The sequence below is a fragment of the Mesorhizobium sp. LNJC394B00 genome (assembly GCF_000502555.1).
In the GTDB taxonomy this organism is placed as follows: domain Bacteria; phylum Pseudomonadota; class Alphaproteobacteria; order Rhizobiales; family Rhizobiaceae; genus Mesorhizobium.
On sequence record NZ_AYWH01000014.1, the window covers coordinates 57,198 to 73,410 of the forward strand.

Genomic DNA, 16,213 nt, shown 5'->3' on the forward strand with positions numbered 1-16,213 from the left:
GCGCCCGAGCCGGCCCGGGCCGATGGACGGAGGCGGGATCATGCGCAGCCGGTTCTTGAGACCGCGAACGCCACATTTGTTCGGGCATCTGGCCATTGTCACCCGTTGCGAGTATGCCCGGGAACGACCATCTCGACATTTACCATTTTCGTGCGTGCCTGCCGTCGGATCTTGTCCAAACTCTGGATGTCAACATTTCGATTGGCATCGATCAACTCGCACAGGCGCCGAACTACAGTATCAAAGTCGCCCGCACGATCAGCAAGCATCAAGTATTCGATCAGGTCCGCAGGTATCCGTGAGCGCCGTAGCGTCGACGTGATCTGGCCGAAGAACCCCTGGCGCCCGGGGTCGTATCGATCTGATGAAACCTCCTGCCCTACCACCTGTTGCCAAGTTTGGGGCAAGCAGGCGTTGAGCAAATAGGCGAACGGCACGATCCACTCAGGCTGCCTGACGGAACAGTACTGTCGCGCGAAACGCTGAATTCGGCTGCGGTCACCCCAGGTCGCGATCGCGCTCAAAAGGGTTGTCGCCTCAGCGATGACGTCGCGCTCCTTGAGTATCTGCCTTGGAACCTCCGCCATCGAGCCGCGCTCGATAGCGTCTCTATGCTCGGTTGCAAGAGCGCGGAATTTGTCGGAGGCTCCGCGTCCGCGCGAACCGCTGCCGCCCGCCCAGTGGACGAGAATGGCATATTCGGCAAATGAGATTCCGCCCAGTATGCGATCCTTTTCCGCCTTTGCCCAGATCGTCAGTGCAGTGCCTTGGGTTTCGAAACCGACCTGCAGCAGGAATCGTAGCGAGCATTCCCGCATACGGCCCTGGCCGGAAGCGCCGGCGAGCGAATCGCCGAGGCGCCATTCGATGTGGGCGAAAAGCGTGGGGTCGTAGAGTCCTGCGGTGATCAACGACTGCGTCAGCGCATGCCAGTTGTCGTTGCCGCGGCTGCTGTACAGCGAATCGATCAACGCAGGATAGCGTTGGGTCCAATACGCTGGCGGGCGTTCGCCGGCAAGCGAGAGCTGGGCTACGTAGAATGCGAATTGGGTGAGATCGAACTGGGCCGAGGGGATCACCAGAGCGGCCGGGTCGAGGCGCGACCAGAATCCGCATTTGATCTGGATTGCCTGCCAAGCACTCTGCTGTCCAACATCGTCGGACGAGGCCGGCCTGTCGCGCTCGGCCAGAAGCTGTACACGCGGCTCGATCCTGCGGTCGTTTATGCCGCGCAGACCGCTGCCGGTGCGACCGAGATGCTCCCACAAGAGATCATCCGGGAGCTGACTCATATGGTCGAATTCGAGTGATCGTTTGCCAAACTTCGCTTGAATCAGATTCCAGGCTGGAGAACCGGTTTCGAAATCCTGGATGTCGACCACGAACTCGGGGAGGTAACCGTGAAGGCTCCGATCCGAGTAGATTTCCTCTTTGTCGCCCCGCAGCAGGACATAGTATACGTGCTCGACGGGGTCCCGGTCGGCGTAGTAAACAATCAGCGCCTCGACTACCCGGTTGAACCTCTCCGGATCGCGGCGGCGCATCAGCGGGAGCGTGCGCGCCCTGAGTTCCCTGCGGTGACGAATGCTGTCACCGCCGGGCTGTCCTTCGACGAGCCATGTCTCCCGGGACAAGAGATCAAAAGCCACCTCAGCTTCCGACGCATCAAGTCCGCAGACCGGCGCCAGCACCTCCCGCGCCATGTGGCGCGTGACGTTGCGCGCAACCAGCCCGGGCCATGCAAGCTTGCGGGCGCGTTCGTCGCGGACATGGTCCAGGATGCGCCGCTCATAGAGTGCGGCGACGAACTTGTCGTCGGCGCTTTCGCCCAGCCGGACGATGTCGTCGACGACGGTCGCTCGCATGTCGGGCTTCGTGTCGCGCACCATCTCGACCGCTACTCGCAGGCTGAGCGGCTCCCGACGGCTGTCGGGGTCCTTCTTGCGCCCCGCAATCCGCCGCGACCAGCTTTCAACCCATTCATTGGGGAGCAGGTCTTTGCCCAACTGCTCGACCATGCCCCGCGCGTCGTCTACTGAGAGCGGTTGTAGCTTCAGCGGGGTGACCTCAAACGCATCGCCGACCGAAAGCTGGTCGACACCAGACCTTCCCGCGGCAACAACGCAGAATTCGAGAAATGGATCCTCGGAATCGGCGCCCAGGGTACGCAGCAAGATGACGACGCCCTCCGTCGCTGCCAGGTCGGACTCCACTATCTCCAGCGTGTCGAGCACCAGCAGGAACGTCGCGGCGCCATTCAACCTGAGCGCAGTTCTGATGATGCTGCGAAACGTCTTGCACCATTGCCTGAGGTCGCCGGTCGCCCGGCCCATGAGCGACTGCCGCATTTGTTCGCTCAATTGATGGAGAGCCTGCTCAGCGTTCGGATACTGGAAGGACAGTTGACGGCAGATTTCCAGCAGCATCAAGCCGGGGCCGCGAGGCTGGACATCCGAGCGGTCGAAGTCGAGATACGCGAACGGAAATTGCTGCCGGGAAAGCGTCGCATGATCGTAGAGGAACTTCGCCACCAGCGCCGTCTTGCCTAGGCCGCCGCGCGCGACAAGAGAAAGCAGCCTCGGCTTGCTGCGGATTACGCGATGAAAGCCGCGGCTGGCCGATTCCAGGACGGAGTGCGAAGCCAGCTCATCGACAACGCTGCGCAAAATGAGCAGTTCCTCGGCCCGCCCGACGAACCGGTCTCCCACGCTCTTTGGCGCCTTGGCCGGATCTACTCCGATCAGAATGCCGAGCGGGATCAGGATTTCCGCCAGGCCGGCACGTCGCCGGCATTCCGCCAGCGAGGGGACGGAGGGCGAGATGTTCATGACGCCCTCGAGTTCTTCGCGGGCGGCCGTGATCGCACGGCGGTGATTGGCCAAGAGCGCATCCGAGACGCTGCGTCCGCGGAGGAATTCGCGCAGATACGTGTCGGCGAGTTTCTCGAGCTCGGCGTTCGGGGTCGACAGCATGGCGCGGTCGTCGGCCTCGTACTCACCAAGCAAGCTAGGCAGCGCGAGTGTCGCGTCGACCGAATTCAGCAATCGCTGTCGCTCGGCATTCAAAAGACGCAGGTGTTTGGCGCCCGAAGCACAAACAAGAACCGACTGGCGAAGCAGCCATGCTCGCGTCCTGACGTCAGGGTTTAGTGCGTCGAGGTGGTAATTGTAGCTGATGGCCGCGCGCAGCAACGCCCCAGAAATATCAAGCGGGGGTGTCGCGGCATCGGCAGGCGTGGACAGGCCCGCTGCCTCAAGCGCCGGCAAGTCGGGACCGCCTTTCTGCGCTCCGAACTCCGACACGTCCGAGCCTGGTCGTGCCGGCTCGAACGATGGTAGGTTGGGGCCCGTCCACGCCGCGTCGAACCGAACGATCGTCTCCAGAGCAGTCTTTCCGACCGCTTTCTCCAACTGGTCGCGAATGTCCGACCTTGCGAGGAGATTGGTCAGATAGTCGGCGGAGAGGCTTTTCATAGCTTGTGCCCGCTGCTCTGGTAGGCGCCGGCAATGAGATTTGCCAGAATCTGCTGACAAACGCTCAACGGCGTGTGGTCAAGATTGCCCTTTGCGTGTTCGCCCTGCAGAACGCCGGGCACCAGCAGCAGTACGCCCGATGCAAGGGCGAGCGGATCCTGCAGGATGCCGGCCTCGTCAAAAGCTGCCTGAAATGTGGCCGAGATATGCTGGACTTGCACGTCGGCCGGAGAAAACGTCTCGACGGACATGTCTTGCGAGGTCAGGAACTCTGGAACGGCTCCTAGGAATAACCACTGCAGCTCGGCGCGCACGTCCGTCACCGCACCCTCATCAATGTCGGCGCCGATAAGGCCGGCTGTGAACTTGCGGACCTGAGATGACAGCGGACGCTGGTCGAGGTCGTCCAACAGTATCCAAGTTTTCGCCCATTTCACGGACGACACCATCACCGGCGGATTCGCGTTTGCGATGGCGAGATCCTCTTGTGTGTTGGGACGCCCGAGCGCGATGTTGTCCTGAACAATTCGTTTCAAGACTTCGGTCGTGTTGACCGTGGTCGTGCGGTGCGCGGCGAGCCGCTTGGAAAACCACTCCGGCATCTCCTGGGATTCCCAGCGATCGACCTTGTCCCCGTCCTTGGCGTCTTTTGGCAAGTCAACGCTGGGCCTTGGTGGGAAGGCGCCAAGGTCTTCCTTCGACATCCCGAATCCGGCTGCGAGCGCGAGCACGAAGTCCTCCAGAGTTTCGGGAATGAGCTCGGTGTCGCCGCCCAACACGATAATATTCTGCGTTCCATCGGCCGCCAGAAAGGTCCTCACGATGTCCGCCGTGAACGACTTTCCGGCACCCTTCTGTGGCGCATCGGCGACATAAACCCTGTTGCTGCGGCTCCTTGTCTGGGGCGATGGACTTGTCGCGTTGTCGAGCCACGTCTGAAGCTTATCCCTGCCCAGCACCGGGACCAAGGCACTTCCGGGCCGTGTCACGCGCCAGATCGATTTTGCCGCTCGCTGCACGGAGTTGATCGGAAGATGTGTGAGGACTTTCGGATGGATTGCATCGATGCGGACGGCCAGATTTCCCTTGAGTACCCCTGCAGGCCTGTATGCAGCGCTGTGGATGCCGATCAGTTCCATCCGGCTGTTGAGACAGGGGGCGCCAGAAGAGCCCTCGTCAGTTTCCAACTCGTAGATCACACGGGTGTTGGGATCCCAGTTGCCGAGTATCCTGCCGAATGCGTGCTGCATTGACATGCCTTGCGGATGCTGCGGCATGACGACCTGGCTCTCGACTGCGTAGGCCGGCGGCGCAGGCATGTCCACGGCGAACCAGCCACGTCGCGCCCTGAAGCCGCCGCTGACGGGAAGGTTTCCAACAGCTTCGTCCAGCCTGATAAGCCCGAAATCAAGATCGGTTGCCAGCTGCGCGAGCTCTTCGTCGTTCAGCGCCGCCACGGTGCCCGCCCATGGAACGGGCGAGCTTTGTGCAACCAACCAGTTGGTTGGGTGCAATCCAACCACGCGCACGCCATGGAGATTGGCGAGGTCGGCCGTGCCCTGAATCGGATCACCCGCCCAATAGTCGAAAACGACCTTAAACGATTGAGGCACCTGGGCGGACCGACCTGATGAAAGCAGTGGGTCGAAGGTGTGTAGAGCCGTCAAGATCAGGTCGGGACCCACGAGAAAGGCGGTCCCGCTTGTCGAGACAGCTTGACCTTGGGCGTTGAGGAATGTTCCCACCACAATGGCCACCCGTGGGCGGACCTTGGTAAACAGCTCTGAAAGTCCTCGGTCGGTGATGAAATGGCTGCGCTTTTTCAGCAGCGCCTGGAGGGCGTTTGGCGGCGCGGCCGGCATTCGAACCGATCGCGCCAATGCCGCTATCCTTTCCTGGTGATCCCCCGACCATGAGATTTCGAAGAAGAGCCTCTCGGCGAGATCGCACGCAAGTCCCCTTTCGTTGAATTCATGAAGGAGCGCCCGAAACAGGGCAAGCACGGGGTCAGCCTGCCCGGCGGACTTCTCCTTCACGAACGCCTCGTAGTCGGGAACAATCTCGAAGGCGCGCACTTCCCGTTCAAGACGGCTCGGCGCGACGTCACGCGCGCACGCAGTGGCAAAGACGTCCAGTTCTGCTGGCGTCAGCTTCATGTTCGCAGTCTCGGGGCAAGACGCTGGCTTTTCATGGCCGCGGCAGCAGATTGCCCAGTTCGGGGTGGTTCACGATGTCATCCGCCGGGATGGCGCGGTTGCCGGACTTGGAGTCTCCCCAGTAGTGCAGCGCGCGGACGTCCGGCGCGGCAAAGCCGACGACGGCGGCCCCCGAATAGCCGCCGACCGTGGAGGCGTCGTGGACGATGTGCGTCTGTTCCGGGGCTACCGGGTCCATCAACTCGCCGAAACTCACGCGCTTACGCTCGTCCGGGCGGCCGAATACCGCCATGATGTCGTCGGGCACGCTCTCCAGATAGCCGGGGTGGCCGACGATATATAGTCGGTCGATGTCGAACACATCGGCGCGTGATACGGCAAGGGGAGACGGGCCGGCGCCATGCACACATTCGACGCGCAGCAGCGCGGCGTCGACAGGATCGGAATCGGAGGCCACAAACGGCACGTCCATTATCCGGTAGAGGATCTGCCTTGCCGCACCGTTGTCGAAGGCGAAGTCGAGCAGCACCTCGTAGTCACCCTTCATGCGGGCCTTGTTCGTGCCAGGGAAACGCCGCGCGATGCGTACGCCACCGTCAGGCGGGAACAGGACGTGGCGGTTGGTCAGTGCCAGATCAGGGCCGATCAGGAATGCCGTTCCCTGGACCCAGGGAGGCCGGTTGGCAATGAGCCGGTCGGTGACCCGCACTGCAGCGGTTGCCGACGTGACCGTCCAAAGGTTCTTGAAGTGCTCATCGGCGAGCAGTTTCCACAGACCGGCCTCCGGGTAGACGCCAATGTCCTCCAACCCCTCCGACAGCACCCTGACCGCAGGGCGGCCGCGCACATGGACCACCGCCTCCAGAGCGATCGCCTCGGCTTGGTTGAGTGCTCCGTTGGACGCTACGTCGAGTTTCAGAAGCGCCCGGTTGGCGCTGGCGACGATGGTACGGGCGATCCCTTCCGCCTCCGCGGGGCCGATAGGTCGGCCTTCCTGGACACGCGAGGCCATCAGTCGCCTGGCGATGGCTAGGACGTCGCGGTCAGCGGGACCGCCGCTGGACGCGCCACCCGACTCCGCGCCAGTGCTTTCGAGACTACCCATCGGTTTCGCCACACCGCCTGCCTCAAGCTGGCCCGGGGCGCGCCCAAGGATCTTGTGTACGCGGCTCGCTGTATGCTCAAGCCGCAGCGTGTCGATATCGCTCATGGCCGCCCTCCCGTGGCGGTGGTGCGTGTCAGAGACGGCCCCAATTGTGTCCGCAAGCCCCTGGAGATCCGCGCCGGTGGCATGGCTTCCAGACTGCCCTCGCGGGCACGCGCCATGCGGGCACGGTCGAGCCCCATGCAGGCAAGCTCCAGCAAGCCCTGATTGTCGCTAAACAGCGGGGCCACCGCCTCGAGCTGGCTGAAGGCTCCGGTCTCCGCCAGCAGATCCCGCACCTGATCCGTCGTCGAGCGAGCACCGGCCGCTTCGGGTGCCCCCGCGAAGTCGGGCGCGCGGCGCAGCAGCGCTTCGGCGTTGACGATCCCTGCCCCATACTCGTCCGTGTCGAAGCCGGGTGGTACGTGGGCGCTTCGTTGCACTGTCGCCTTGAACACAGACTGCAACTTCGTTCCGGGCCTGAGGTTCTGAACAAGCTGGTTGCGCCCATGGTGGGCAAGCCAGCACGCGGCGACGCCAGCCAGGTGAGCGACCGCGTACGATGTTCCCTCGCCGCCGCCCACCTTGCCGGCATTGGTCGGATCGCGCGCGTCAGCGCGCAGCACAAGTTCTGCTGGGCCGGAGATATCCACGGCCTGGCCGTGGCTCGAGCCTTTCCAGGGCAGCATCTTCTCATTGATGCCGCCAACCGCCACGACCTCGTCATAGCGCGCCGGCCAGACGACCGTCCCGACGCAGTTGCCGGCTGCTGCGAGGACGATGATGTTGGCGTCCACCGCCTTACGGACCGCGGCTTGCAATGCCGAACCAAAAAGCCCGCCCAGGCTCATGGTGATCACATGCGCGCCCTGCAGCCTGGCATGGTTGATCGCCTGGGCCACGCGGCTCTGGTCGATAACGACGACGGAGGTGATGGCGCGGATCGGTATCAGGGTGGCCTCCGGCGCGCTGCCGCTCATCGCGCCAGCCTCGGGACTGGCAACCACGCTGCCAGTCGAGGTGCCGTGGCCAATGTTGCCAGAGCCCTTCATCGGATCGACGGGCGGTTTGCCGGGCTCGATGAAATTGGCCGAGCGCTTGTCCTTGTCGACTTTCGTGGGCATTTCCGTGTGGGTTGGCACCACACCGGTGTCCGGCTGGAACACGAGGATGCCCTTGCCGCCGCGCGGGCGCCCCTGCGCCTGCGAGAATGCCCAGGCCTGGCGAACATTGGTCTTGTTGATTGCCCAGTCCGGGTCCAGCGGAGCGTCGTCCTTCTCGTCCACCCAACACCAGAAGGCAAAATTCGCGCTCTCGGCGGTGCCGTCCGCCGGCGGCGCCGCGCCGACGGCGAAATAGTTAGTCGACAGGTCCGGCTCCACCGTTTCGCTGCCGAGCAGATGGTTGAGGTGGCGAGCGACGTCGAACAGGTCCGAGCGATCAGTGGCGACCACGCCTGGGATGGTGATGAGACGGAAACGGTCGAGCTGAGGATCGGCATCGAACAGCGGCCCGACCTCGACATCGAGGTTGAGCGCTCGGCTGACCTCAGCGCGAATAGTGCTGTCGGTCATCGGGGTCGACAGGGTGACGACGAGCCGAATATCGTCGGCGGAGGGCTTTTGGCTTTTCTGCACGTCGCCCCAGAAGGCCACAATATCGGCGATGTCGGCGCCGGCCGGCGGAGGCGGCGCGGCCGGACNGCACGTCGCCCCAGAAGGCCACAATATCGGCGATGTCGGCGCCGGCCGGCGGAGGCGGCGCGGCCGGACCTTCGCCGGCCGCCAGCCCGGCGGCGACCCCGGCCGACGCCATGATGCCGGCGCCCTCGGCGGTGGTGAACTGGTCCGCATCACGGATCTTGCGGGCGAAATCGACCCCTGCGAGTTGCTCGATTTCGGCGATCGGGCGCATGTACTTGACCCACTTGTCGGGCACCACCAACTCGGTGTCGACGCCCGACAGGTCCTGTTCCAGTGTGAAGCCGTAGCTCTGCAGCCGGCCCTCGGTGCTGGCGACAATCAGCTTCCAGAACTTTCGAGGGATCTTGATCGCGATCTCGCCCTCCGTGTCGACGCCGCGAAAGATCGGATCGTCCCCGGCGAGAACAGGTCCGCCGAAGACCGCCAGGTTCTCGGTTCGCGCGCTCTTCAGCACCAGGTTCTCAAGCGCGCCCCAATTGTCGGCCTCCTCGTCGGGCCGATTGAAACGGGCTGTCTGCGGGGAGCAGTTGGTGACATGAAACGTGTCGCCATTGGCGTTCTGCATCTCGGCGTAGGTGTCGCCCCAGGCGACGTCCTCCCGCCGCACGATATGACCCTTGTCGAAGGCCTTGCGGTCCTTGTTGTAGAACTTGTCCGGCAATTGCTCGGTGTCGAGGATTCGCCCATCGCCGAACCATTTCTCGCTATCGTCCTTGCCCATGCCGCCGAGGCCCTTGCGGCCATAGTCCGCTTGTGGCCGATTGCCCGGCCTCTTCCTGGCGGGATCGGCGCTGACATTTGCCGCCGCGAAAAGGGCCAGCCGTCGCGCCTTGTGCATAACCACTGAGAAGTGATGGTAGGAGATTTCGTGGCTGCCATCCGCCATGCGGACCAGTTCGTTCGGGCGTCGCGGCTTCGGCATGGGGACGGAGACCCCAAGGAATGTCGGATTATAGCCTTTGCGTGTCGAATAGTCGGTCTCGTGCACCGGCTCGACGGCGCGCTCGACGATAACCGTCGCGGTAGCGTTGGATTGTTGCGTGGTCACGGACGCGGCACCGAGTTGCGCCTGGCCGAGGCGGACCGTGATTTCGAGCGGTATGGTGATGCGCGTTTCTTCGCCATTCGCGGCCATTGCACGTCCTCCTGAGCCAGATGATGGGGATGCGTCCGCGGCGATAGGCCCAGTCGTGATGTCGACGGGCTCGGGCCGAGCCGAGCCGGTGGACACTTGGCGCCAGGCGTCGTCCCATGCGGTCGCCCTGCGCGTGACCGGGCCTGCGAAGGTCACGCCCGTGTCGATGACGCGCCCGTCGGCGGCCAGGGCGCCCGCGGGAACGCAATAGTTTGCGACGGCGTAACGCCCACCGAAGTGGAGACCGAGCACATCGCCGGTCTCAAGATCGAGCACGCACGACCCCGAATTGCCGCCGAGCGTGGAACTGTCATGGAGGGCAGCGTCGACGACGCGGTTGTAGTAGGTGTCGACGGCTGCGATCTCGCGTATCTTTCCGGGTTGAAGGCGCTTGATGCCGTAGACCCCCGCGAACACATCGTTCTGGATGTCGGCGGGGTTGCGAATGTCGAAGGTCGGATAGCCGATCACGGCGACTTCCTTGCCCGTCATCGCGCCGGGATCGAGGGTTGAGAGACGCAGATGCTGGCGGATCGCGGGTAGACCTTCGACCTCAAGGAGGGCCATGTCCCAATGGGGGTGGATCATAGCAACCCGCAACACCTGCAGATAGGCCGTCGCTGGGAGACCGCGCTCCTTCAGGAAATCGATGCCTGCTTCGAGCCCCTGAATGAAATTCAGACCCGACGTCCCGAGGCCCTCCGCGAATGTCTCCGCGACATGCCGGTTGGTCATGAGCAGTCGGGGTCCGACCACGAAGCCGGTGCCGCCATAAGGCAGCGTGGGGTGATTTGGCAGTTCAATCCGGCCGATGCCGGGGAACTTCGCCTTCAGTCGGTCGCGGAGTTCCGGCTTGTTCAGATGCAGCCAATCGGGGTGTCGTGTGCTGAAGTCGCCGCCCACAATGTCAATGGCGGGTCGCTTCGCCGGCAAGATGACCGCTTCAAGATGGTAGCGTTCACGGGGATCGAGCATTTCGCCACGGTCCAGCTTCTGAAGTGTGGTGCGGGTCAGAGTTTCAGCCGCCCCCGCGCTTTCCGGCCCAGAAGCACCGGGCATCATTTCTTCGATCGTTTTGGACGCCGTCGTCTTCGTGAGGAATTCGCGCAGCTGATTTTGCGATGCAAAGGAAGTCATGACCGATTCGATGCCTCTTGCGTCAATTTCCAGTGCAGAACTATCTGAGTTCAGAATATGGGTGGTTTGCCGACGGTTTGGGTCTGCACTGGCGAAACCCGCTCCGCTGTCGCGAATCTCAAGCCCCGGGCAATGGCGCGACAACGGTCCGCGTTGCCGCAAGCGCGAGCGCGCTTTCGGTGGCCGCGCCGCTCGCATGAAATGGCTTTACAATTCTGATCGGTGTCCCATTGATCTCCGTCAACAGGCCGTTCCACACCATCTGATAAAGGCGCTTGAGATCGAATGTGTCCTGGGAGGTTAGCTTACTGTCGTTGCCGTAATTCATTATGCTGAATTTCTTATGCTCCCCGAAAATCTCGGCAGGCCAGTCGGTTTCGCTGATCAATGCAAAAAAATGTCTCAAGCCAAATATGTGGCCGATCTCATGGATAAGCGTTTCGACCTGTTCTTCCGAAGGCTGTTCGAACATACGCGGATAAAGCGTTAGCTTGTGACGCCCTGCGTCTGGGAAAAACGCACTGGCCAGGACGCACCCATTGTCATCGCAATCGTCCGTCGATCTCATGACGACTTCGAAGTCCCAGGAATCGTCGCGCTTGGCAAATTTGACGGGAGCCGAGTCGCCCCACTTTAAGATGGCTTGGCCGAGCAGTTCTTCTACAGCCGCTTTCGCCGCGGCCTGATTTTCAAACACTGCGAAGGAATTGTCACGGAAACGCCAGCGCAGTGTGGTGCCCTTGGCCCACAGCGGAATAAAGCCCTCGGACGCATCGACCACAATTTCTAGCGGCGTGCGTCCGTGTGGCGTTGTGTGCCCCCTCTTTTCCGTGTCGCAACGCACACCCTCTCTAATAATGTGGGCGTCTTTGACTTGCGCCTTTTTCGTTCTCGTCAGTTTGAACGGATTGGCGTTACCAGCTTGTTTGGACGCCGTAGTCTTCGCGTGTGAACGTGCCATCGACCTATCCTCCAATACGTTCGGTGCATGCGCATTGTTTGCGCTGACGTCAGTTTTACGCATCTTACACATTACGGCAGTTAGAAATTATAATATATGTCATACTTGTTTGTATGATACAACAGTATATTATGATAAAAACAGTATCTATGCGACGCAACACAAGACCTTTGGCAGTTCGATCAAGCTGATCTGTGCTGCCAGAAATAACTTACGTGTGTCGCGGTGACGAGAAACACCTGCCGCTGCAGGCGACCTTCTTGTTTGCCTATCCAGCTTTCACCGAGACGTGTATGTGGGACGAGTCCTCAAAGAAAACCCAGTCGCAACCCGCATCCACCGCCAGGCGAGCTAGCCTGCCGAGCTTTGCACCGTCGACCGGATTGGTCGTGAGGTCGGCGGCCCTGCCTTCGTAATGGAGCGAGGCGTCGGCATGTTCATTGTCCTCATCCCAAGCCTCCGTAACCCGCAGCTTGGCGCCGGGCCATTCCGACGCAACCACATTGGCAAGGGAATCCAGTTTGCTCTTGAGGCGGGGCGTCATCATGCGATCCGCGCCGGTGTTTTCCTCGTCCTTGAATACGATCTTGGCGTTTGTATTCGTGACAAGACCGGCGAATTCGGGATCGGTGCGTGTAATTTTTTTAGTGATCGGACCGCAGGTCACCACTTCCGATGCGTTGGGGACCTTTTGACCCTGCGATAGGTCGCCAGTGGTAAATGTCGCAGGACCGCCGCCTACCCGTCTATCGGATGAAGGCCTGATGCCGAAATATGCGTACGCCGCTGATACTGCCAGGCCAAGCCAGGTGGAGCCGATATCGGAAAGGGTCGAACTGGCCTTTGGGTAGAGCATGACGCCGACAACGAGTGCGGCCAAGCCAGTTGCGATCCATGCCAGAAGGTAGAGCACAACAACGGTATTGGTCGCGTAGACGGCGGCTTTGGATTCCGGCGCGAAGGAACCAACGGTGGGCGCATTTCCTGGTTCGGTAGCCGTCAGGTGGGCAATGACCAATGCAGAGACCAAGCCGCCTACGGTGGTGACGACATACTTGAAGCCGTCTCCAAATAACGGAGATGCCGGCTCGCATACCGGCATGGACCGACAATTTTCGACGACCAACGAAATCACATAAAACGTCGAAAACGAAAACAGGCATAGAAGAAGTACTGCGATAACACTGCCGAAGAATGCAGTCATCGGAGAGTTCATACCCTTAGCTCCAGGTTACATCGTAAGTGTTTCTGCGATTGGCGGTGAGACGCTGACGACACACCTGCCGCTTTTCATTTGCTGTCAGCTCACGGTACTCGGCGGCTAGGCCCCGCAGCCGCATCTAGTTGATCGCCTCGATCCGAGTTCGTAGTTCTCGCTGCCGCTCAGAGGGGAACGTCAATGCTGGAGAAGCCGCGCTGATCTGAAGGGGGATCCTCCTCCTCGACTTCCGCACAACGGTCTCCATCGTCACTGATAATCTGGAGCGCGCGTCCGTCCTGGAGCACCATGGCAACTTCCGGATCAAGACCGGAGAGATTCGGTTGTGTCTCCCAAGCCACCGCTTTGTGCTCGGGCTCCCCATCCCACCAGTAGAGCGCGTAATCGACGGCTGCCGCGTCACTGGCCTTGCCAGCAACGATCAAATAGCGATCCCCAACCCGTTCCAGGCTGCGAATGCCGCGCCCATCCAGGTCGAGCATCGCCGTATCGCCGAATTCAGCCAGACTGTCTTTCGCGGCGAGCACCAGGTCGGCGTTCTTCAGCTTCACAACCGCCGCCTTGCCGTCGACGAGATTACGAAACCCGAACAGCAAGCCTCCATCGGGTGCGGCGGCGAGACCCTCGATGTTGATGCGACCGTCGGATGATCCTGAAAGCTTCACCAGCTGCGGCTTCAGATCCTCGCGCAAGACCCCCGTCGGTTCGAGCGTCGTGCCGCCGTTGCCCTGCACAATCCGGGTCGCGAAGATCACCTTTCTCTTTTTGTCGCTACCGCCCGAGCTATTGGACTGGGAGGCAGTCCAATAGACCGTGTCGCCTCTCGCAGTGGCGCCCTCGAGATCAGACTTCTCGTACCCGGTGAATGTCGTAAGATCCACGGAAGCAGAGATGGTGGGTGATCCGCGCTCATAAATCCGGATCACATTCGACTCGTCGCTTGCGACGGCGAACCTTGATGGGCCGATAAACGCTCCGCCGGAGGGCTCGCAAATCCCACTGTATCGCTGCAGGTCGGCCGTCGATCCGGCCGCTGCGGCTCCGCAAAAGAAAACGATAGCGATGCCGACGCTCCTGTTCATAGCTGCCTCCTTGCTGCCGTCTGTCGAACCCGCCGGCTAGACAATCCCGATTTCAATCAAAAGCGCGCAGGCATCGCCGTACCATTTTGCCGCCCGGTCGAGATGATCGCCATAAGTGCGCAGACCCCACGGACTATGCGCGCTGCTGTAAAGTCCGCCGGCGTTGAACGCGGCTGCCACGAAGATCGGATCAATGCCGCTCTTGTCGAGCCGGATCCGTATTTCTGCAGCGCCAAGATCAAGATTGGTCGCAAAGTCATACAGCGGATGACTGTCCGGTTTGGGGTGGGGTTTGGCCGGATACACCGGTGCGACCGCAAAAGGATCGTAGTTGAGGCCGAACGCCGTGCCTTTCGAGCGGATGACCCAGCGCGCCGTCGTGCCGAGCGATTGCACGGGGCCCGCCGAATAGTCCCCAAGCGTCGGCGGATTGACGTCATCGTTCTCGACATGCGCCTCCCAGCGAAATGTCTTCGGGCCTGTGAACTTGTCGGCTTTGTAGATGTGCGTCTCGGTCGCCACCGTCATCAAGAGCAGCGCCGGCGGTATGCCGTGTTTGGCGCTCGCGGCAAGCAGCTCCGAGCCCATGTATTGCATGATCTTCCTTATCGTATCGAGACTTTGCTCCGAACGCTGTTGCTCGACGGTGCCGTTCTCGCGGGTGGCAAGGCCACGCGCGTCGTACCGCCATTCCCTTGTTCCGTTGCCGAAAGGATGCCAATCCTTCTCATCCATTGGCGGGACGGCCGTCGGCGCGAAAGCAATCGAGGGCGCGCTGACAGTCTGCATGCGGTCCGATCTTGCAACATTGAGGGCAGTCGTGGCGTGATCGGCATCGAGCCGCACGGCAGATACAGCGAGGTCAAGAAGAAGCTGGCTTGGATTGCGCAGCCGGCTCGGGCGGGGGTTGGCCTTCGGCCAGGAATAGTTTTTGGTCGTGCCGCTCGAATAAGTTTCAAAATGCAGCATGTTCAATCGGCCGACAGTGCCGATCCGCTGCCCGGCGTTCACCCGGTCGCCGACGCTCAGGCCGAGCGATGCGAGCGAGTTGGGCGAGACTTCGCCGTAGTTGACCACATATCCATCGTGCTGCACCAGGAGCGCGTTGGTGTTTTCATAGAAGGGGTAGAAATTTGCGATTCTGCCGTCTTCAACGGCGACGATCGCGTCTCCTTCGGAACAATAGAGATCGATCGCGCAGTGATAGCGGGCGCCGCCGCTTCGATCGGCAAGGAAGCGACGTGAGGCGTTGGCACCCGAAGCGCCTCCGCCGACCAGTCGCGTGTTGACTTCCAAGGCGCGCGGATGGCGCGTCACAACAGGCCAATAGACTGTGCTTGCTGTGGACGCGGCGAACGCAATCGGGTCCCCAGTCGGGATCGGCAGGGCCTGCTCGGCAGCGGTGCCGGCGTCGGCATGCGCTGCAAAGTGATGATCGATGGACCTGAGCGCGTCGTCCATGGCCTCTGGAGCTAGCTTGCTCGCGGCTCCCGCCTTTGCCGCTGCGACAAAGGTGACGTCGGGCATTGCGCGCCTGCGCGATCCCCTGCTGTAGAAGGCGACGCGGTCGAGGAACGTTTGCCAGCCATCTGGCCGCCCGCGCAGGACGCTGGGGCAGTTTTTGCCGGTCCAGTCATGATGCTGGCGCAGGCCCTCGGGCACGGTGATGCCGAGCTGCATGCCCAGAAACACGCAAAGCCGTGCCGCCCGGTCGTATGCGGCTGCTTCATTCATGCCGCGATGCATGCAGATCTCGATGCCAATGCTGGATGCATTGGCGGCAGCATGGGCGTGCCAGCCCATCTCGTTGACCGGGAGATGCTGGTAGATCTCGTTGTCGTCCACCGTGAAGTGCCACGATACCTTGCGCGCGACTGCGTCGCTGCCGCGAATGTATCGATTGTGCGCGTCGGCATCGGCGCCCGGACCGGGGTTGTCGGTGTTGTGAATGGTAATAGTGGTCGGCCGTATCCGTGTGCCAGGCCGCGTCGGGAAACCCGGTGGCAAGAGGTCGACAATGATGCCCAGCGGATCGGCGGATGCCGCGCTGGTTGCCCGGTGCGAGCCGGTATTCGATCTGACCTTTGTTTTCGGTGCCTGGGTATCCAACGCATCCTCCTTCGATGGGCAATTCAATCGTTCGAACGATCTCACCAAATCGGCTTTGCAAAATTGTTCGTTCGAGATGCTCGCAATCCTAGAT

The 16,213-nt window shown here is 61.6% G+C and carries 9 protein-coding genes; all 9 read right to left on the reverse strand.

All coding sequences use genetic code 11. The features are described 5' to 3' along the window. Positions 1–98: 98 nt before the first annotated feature. The 9 genes from X751_RS136860 to X751_RS1000000164900 all read right to left on the reverse strand — a co-directional run bounded on the left by X751_RS136860 (position 99) and on the right by X751_RS1000000164900 (position 16,164). A complete protein-coding gene (locus X751_RS136860) occupies positions 99–3,473 on the reverse strand; it encodes an ATP-binding protein (RefSeq protein WP_023672409.1) in 3,375 nt (1,124 codons plus the stop codon). Continuing rightward, positions 3,470–5,629, reverse strand: a complete 2,160-nt coding sequence (locus tag X751_RS136855; RefSeq protein WP_023672410.1) for a serine protease — start codon at positions 5,627–5,629, stop codon at positions 3,470–3,472. The genes X751_RS136860 and X751_RS136855 overlap by 4 nt, the downstream gene beginning before the upstream one ends. A gap of 31 nt (positions 5,630–5,660) precedes the next feature. Continuing rightward, positions 5,661–6,839 (reverse strand): serine protease, encoded by a 1,179-nt coding sequence (locus X751_RS136850; RefSeq protein ID WP_023672411.1) that lies wholly within the window; start codon positions 6,837–6,839, stop codon positions 5,661–5,663. Beyond that, positions 6,836–8,347: a S8 family serine peptidase gene (locus X751_RS1000000164885; protein WP_023746217.1), complete on the reverse strand. Its 1,512-nt coding sequence runs from the start codon at positions 8,345–8,347 to the stop codon at positions 6,836–6,838. The genes X751_RS136850 and X751_RS1000000164885 overlap by 4 nt, the downstream gene beginning before the upstream one ends. Further along, positions 8,322–10,748 (reverse strand): DNA/RNA non-specific endonuclease, encoded by a 2,427-nt coding sequence (locus tag X751_RS1000000164890; protein ID WP_023746218.1) that lies wholly within the window; start codon positions 10,746–10,748, stop codon positions 8,322–8,324. Before X751_RS1000000164890 ends, X751_RS1000000164885 begins: the two co-directional genes overlap by 26 nt. Before the next feature lie 118 nt (positions 10,749–10,866). Continuing rightward, positions 10,867–11,709: a matrixin family metalloprotease gene (locus tag X751_RS136845; protein ID WP_031214812.1), complete on the reverse strand. Its 843-nt coding sequence runs from the start codon at positions 11,707–11,709 to the stop codon at positions 10,867–10,869. Between the two features lie 268 nt (positions 11,710–11,977). Next, positions 11,978–12,913: a hypothetical protein gene (locus X751_RS136840; protein ID WP_198022477.1), complete on the reverse strand. Its 936-nt coding sequence runs from the start codon at positions 12,911–12,913 to the stop codon at positions 11,978–11,980. 179 nt (positions 12,914–13,092) lie between these two features. Then, the gene (locus X751_RS1000000164895; protein WP_023669242.1) at positions 13,093–14,010 is read right to left on the reverse strand and encodes a DUF3616 domain-containing protein; all 918 of its coding nucleotides are present in this window, start codon (positions 14,008–14,010) and stop codon (positions 13,093–13,095) included. A 36-nt stretch (positions 14,011–14,046) separates the two neighbouring features. Beyond that, complete coding sequence (locus X751_RS1000000164900; RefSeq protein ID WP_156936419.1) at positions 14,047–16,164, reverse strand: N-acetylmuramoyl-L-alanine amidase; 2,118 nt, start codon at positions 16,162–16,164, stop codon at positions 14,047–14,049. Positions 16,165–16,213: the final 49 nt, after the last annotated feature.

Bases quoted from the DNA above. Each gene is read 5' to 3' on its own strand.
- X751_RS136860 (WP_023672409.1), bottom strand. From the start codon at position 3,473: ATGAAAAGCCTCTCCGCCGACTATCTGACCAATCTCCTCGCAAGGTCG.
- X751_RS136855 (WP_023672410.1), bottom strand. From the start codon at position 5,629: ATGAAGCTGACGCCAGCAGAACTGGACGTCTTTGCCACTGCGTGCGCG.
- X751_RS136850 (WP_023672411.1), bottom strand. From the start codon at position 6,839: ATGAGCGATATCGACACGCTGCGGCTTGAGCATACAGCGAGCCGCGTA.
- X751_RS1000000164885 (WP_023746217.1), bottom strand. From the start codon at position 8,347: ATGACCGACAGCACTATTCGCGCTGAGGTCAGCCGAGCGCTCAACCTC.
- X751_RS136845 (WP_031214812.1), bottom strand. From the start codon at position 11,709: ATGGCACGTTCACACGCGAAGACTACGGCGTCCAAACAAGCTGGTAAC.
- X751_RS136840 (WP_198022477.1), bottom strand. From the start codon at position 12,913: ATGACTGCATTCTTCGGCAGTGTTATCGCAGTACTTCTTCTATGCCTG.
- X751_RS1000000164895 (WP_023669242.1), bottom strand. From the start codon at position 14,010: ATGAACAGGAGCGTCGGCATCGCTATCGTTTTCTTTTGCGGAGCCGCA.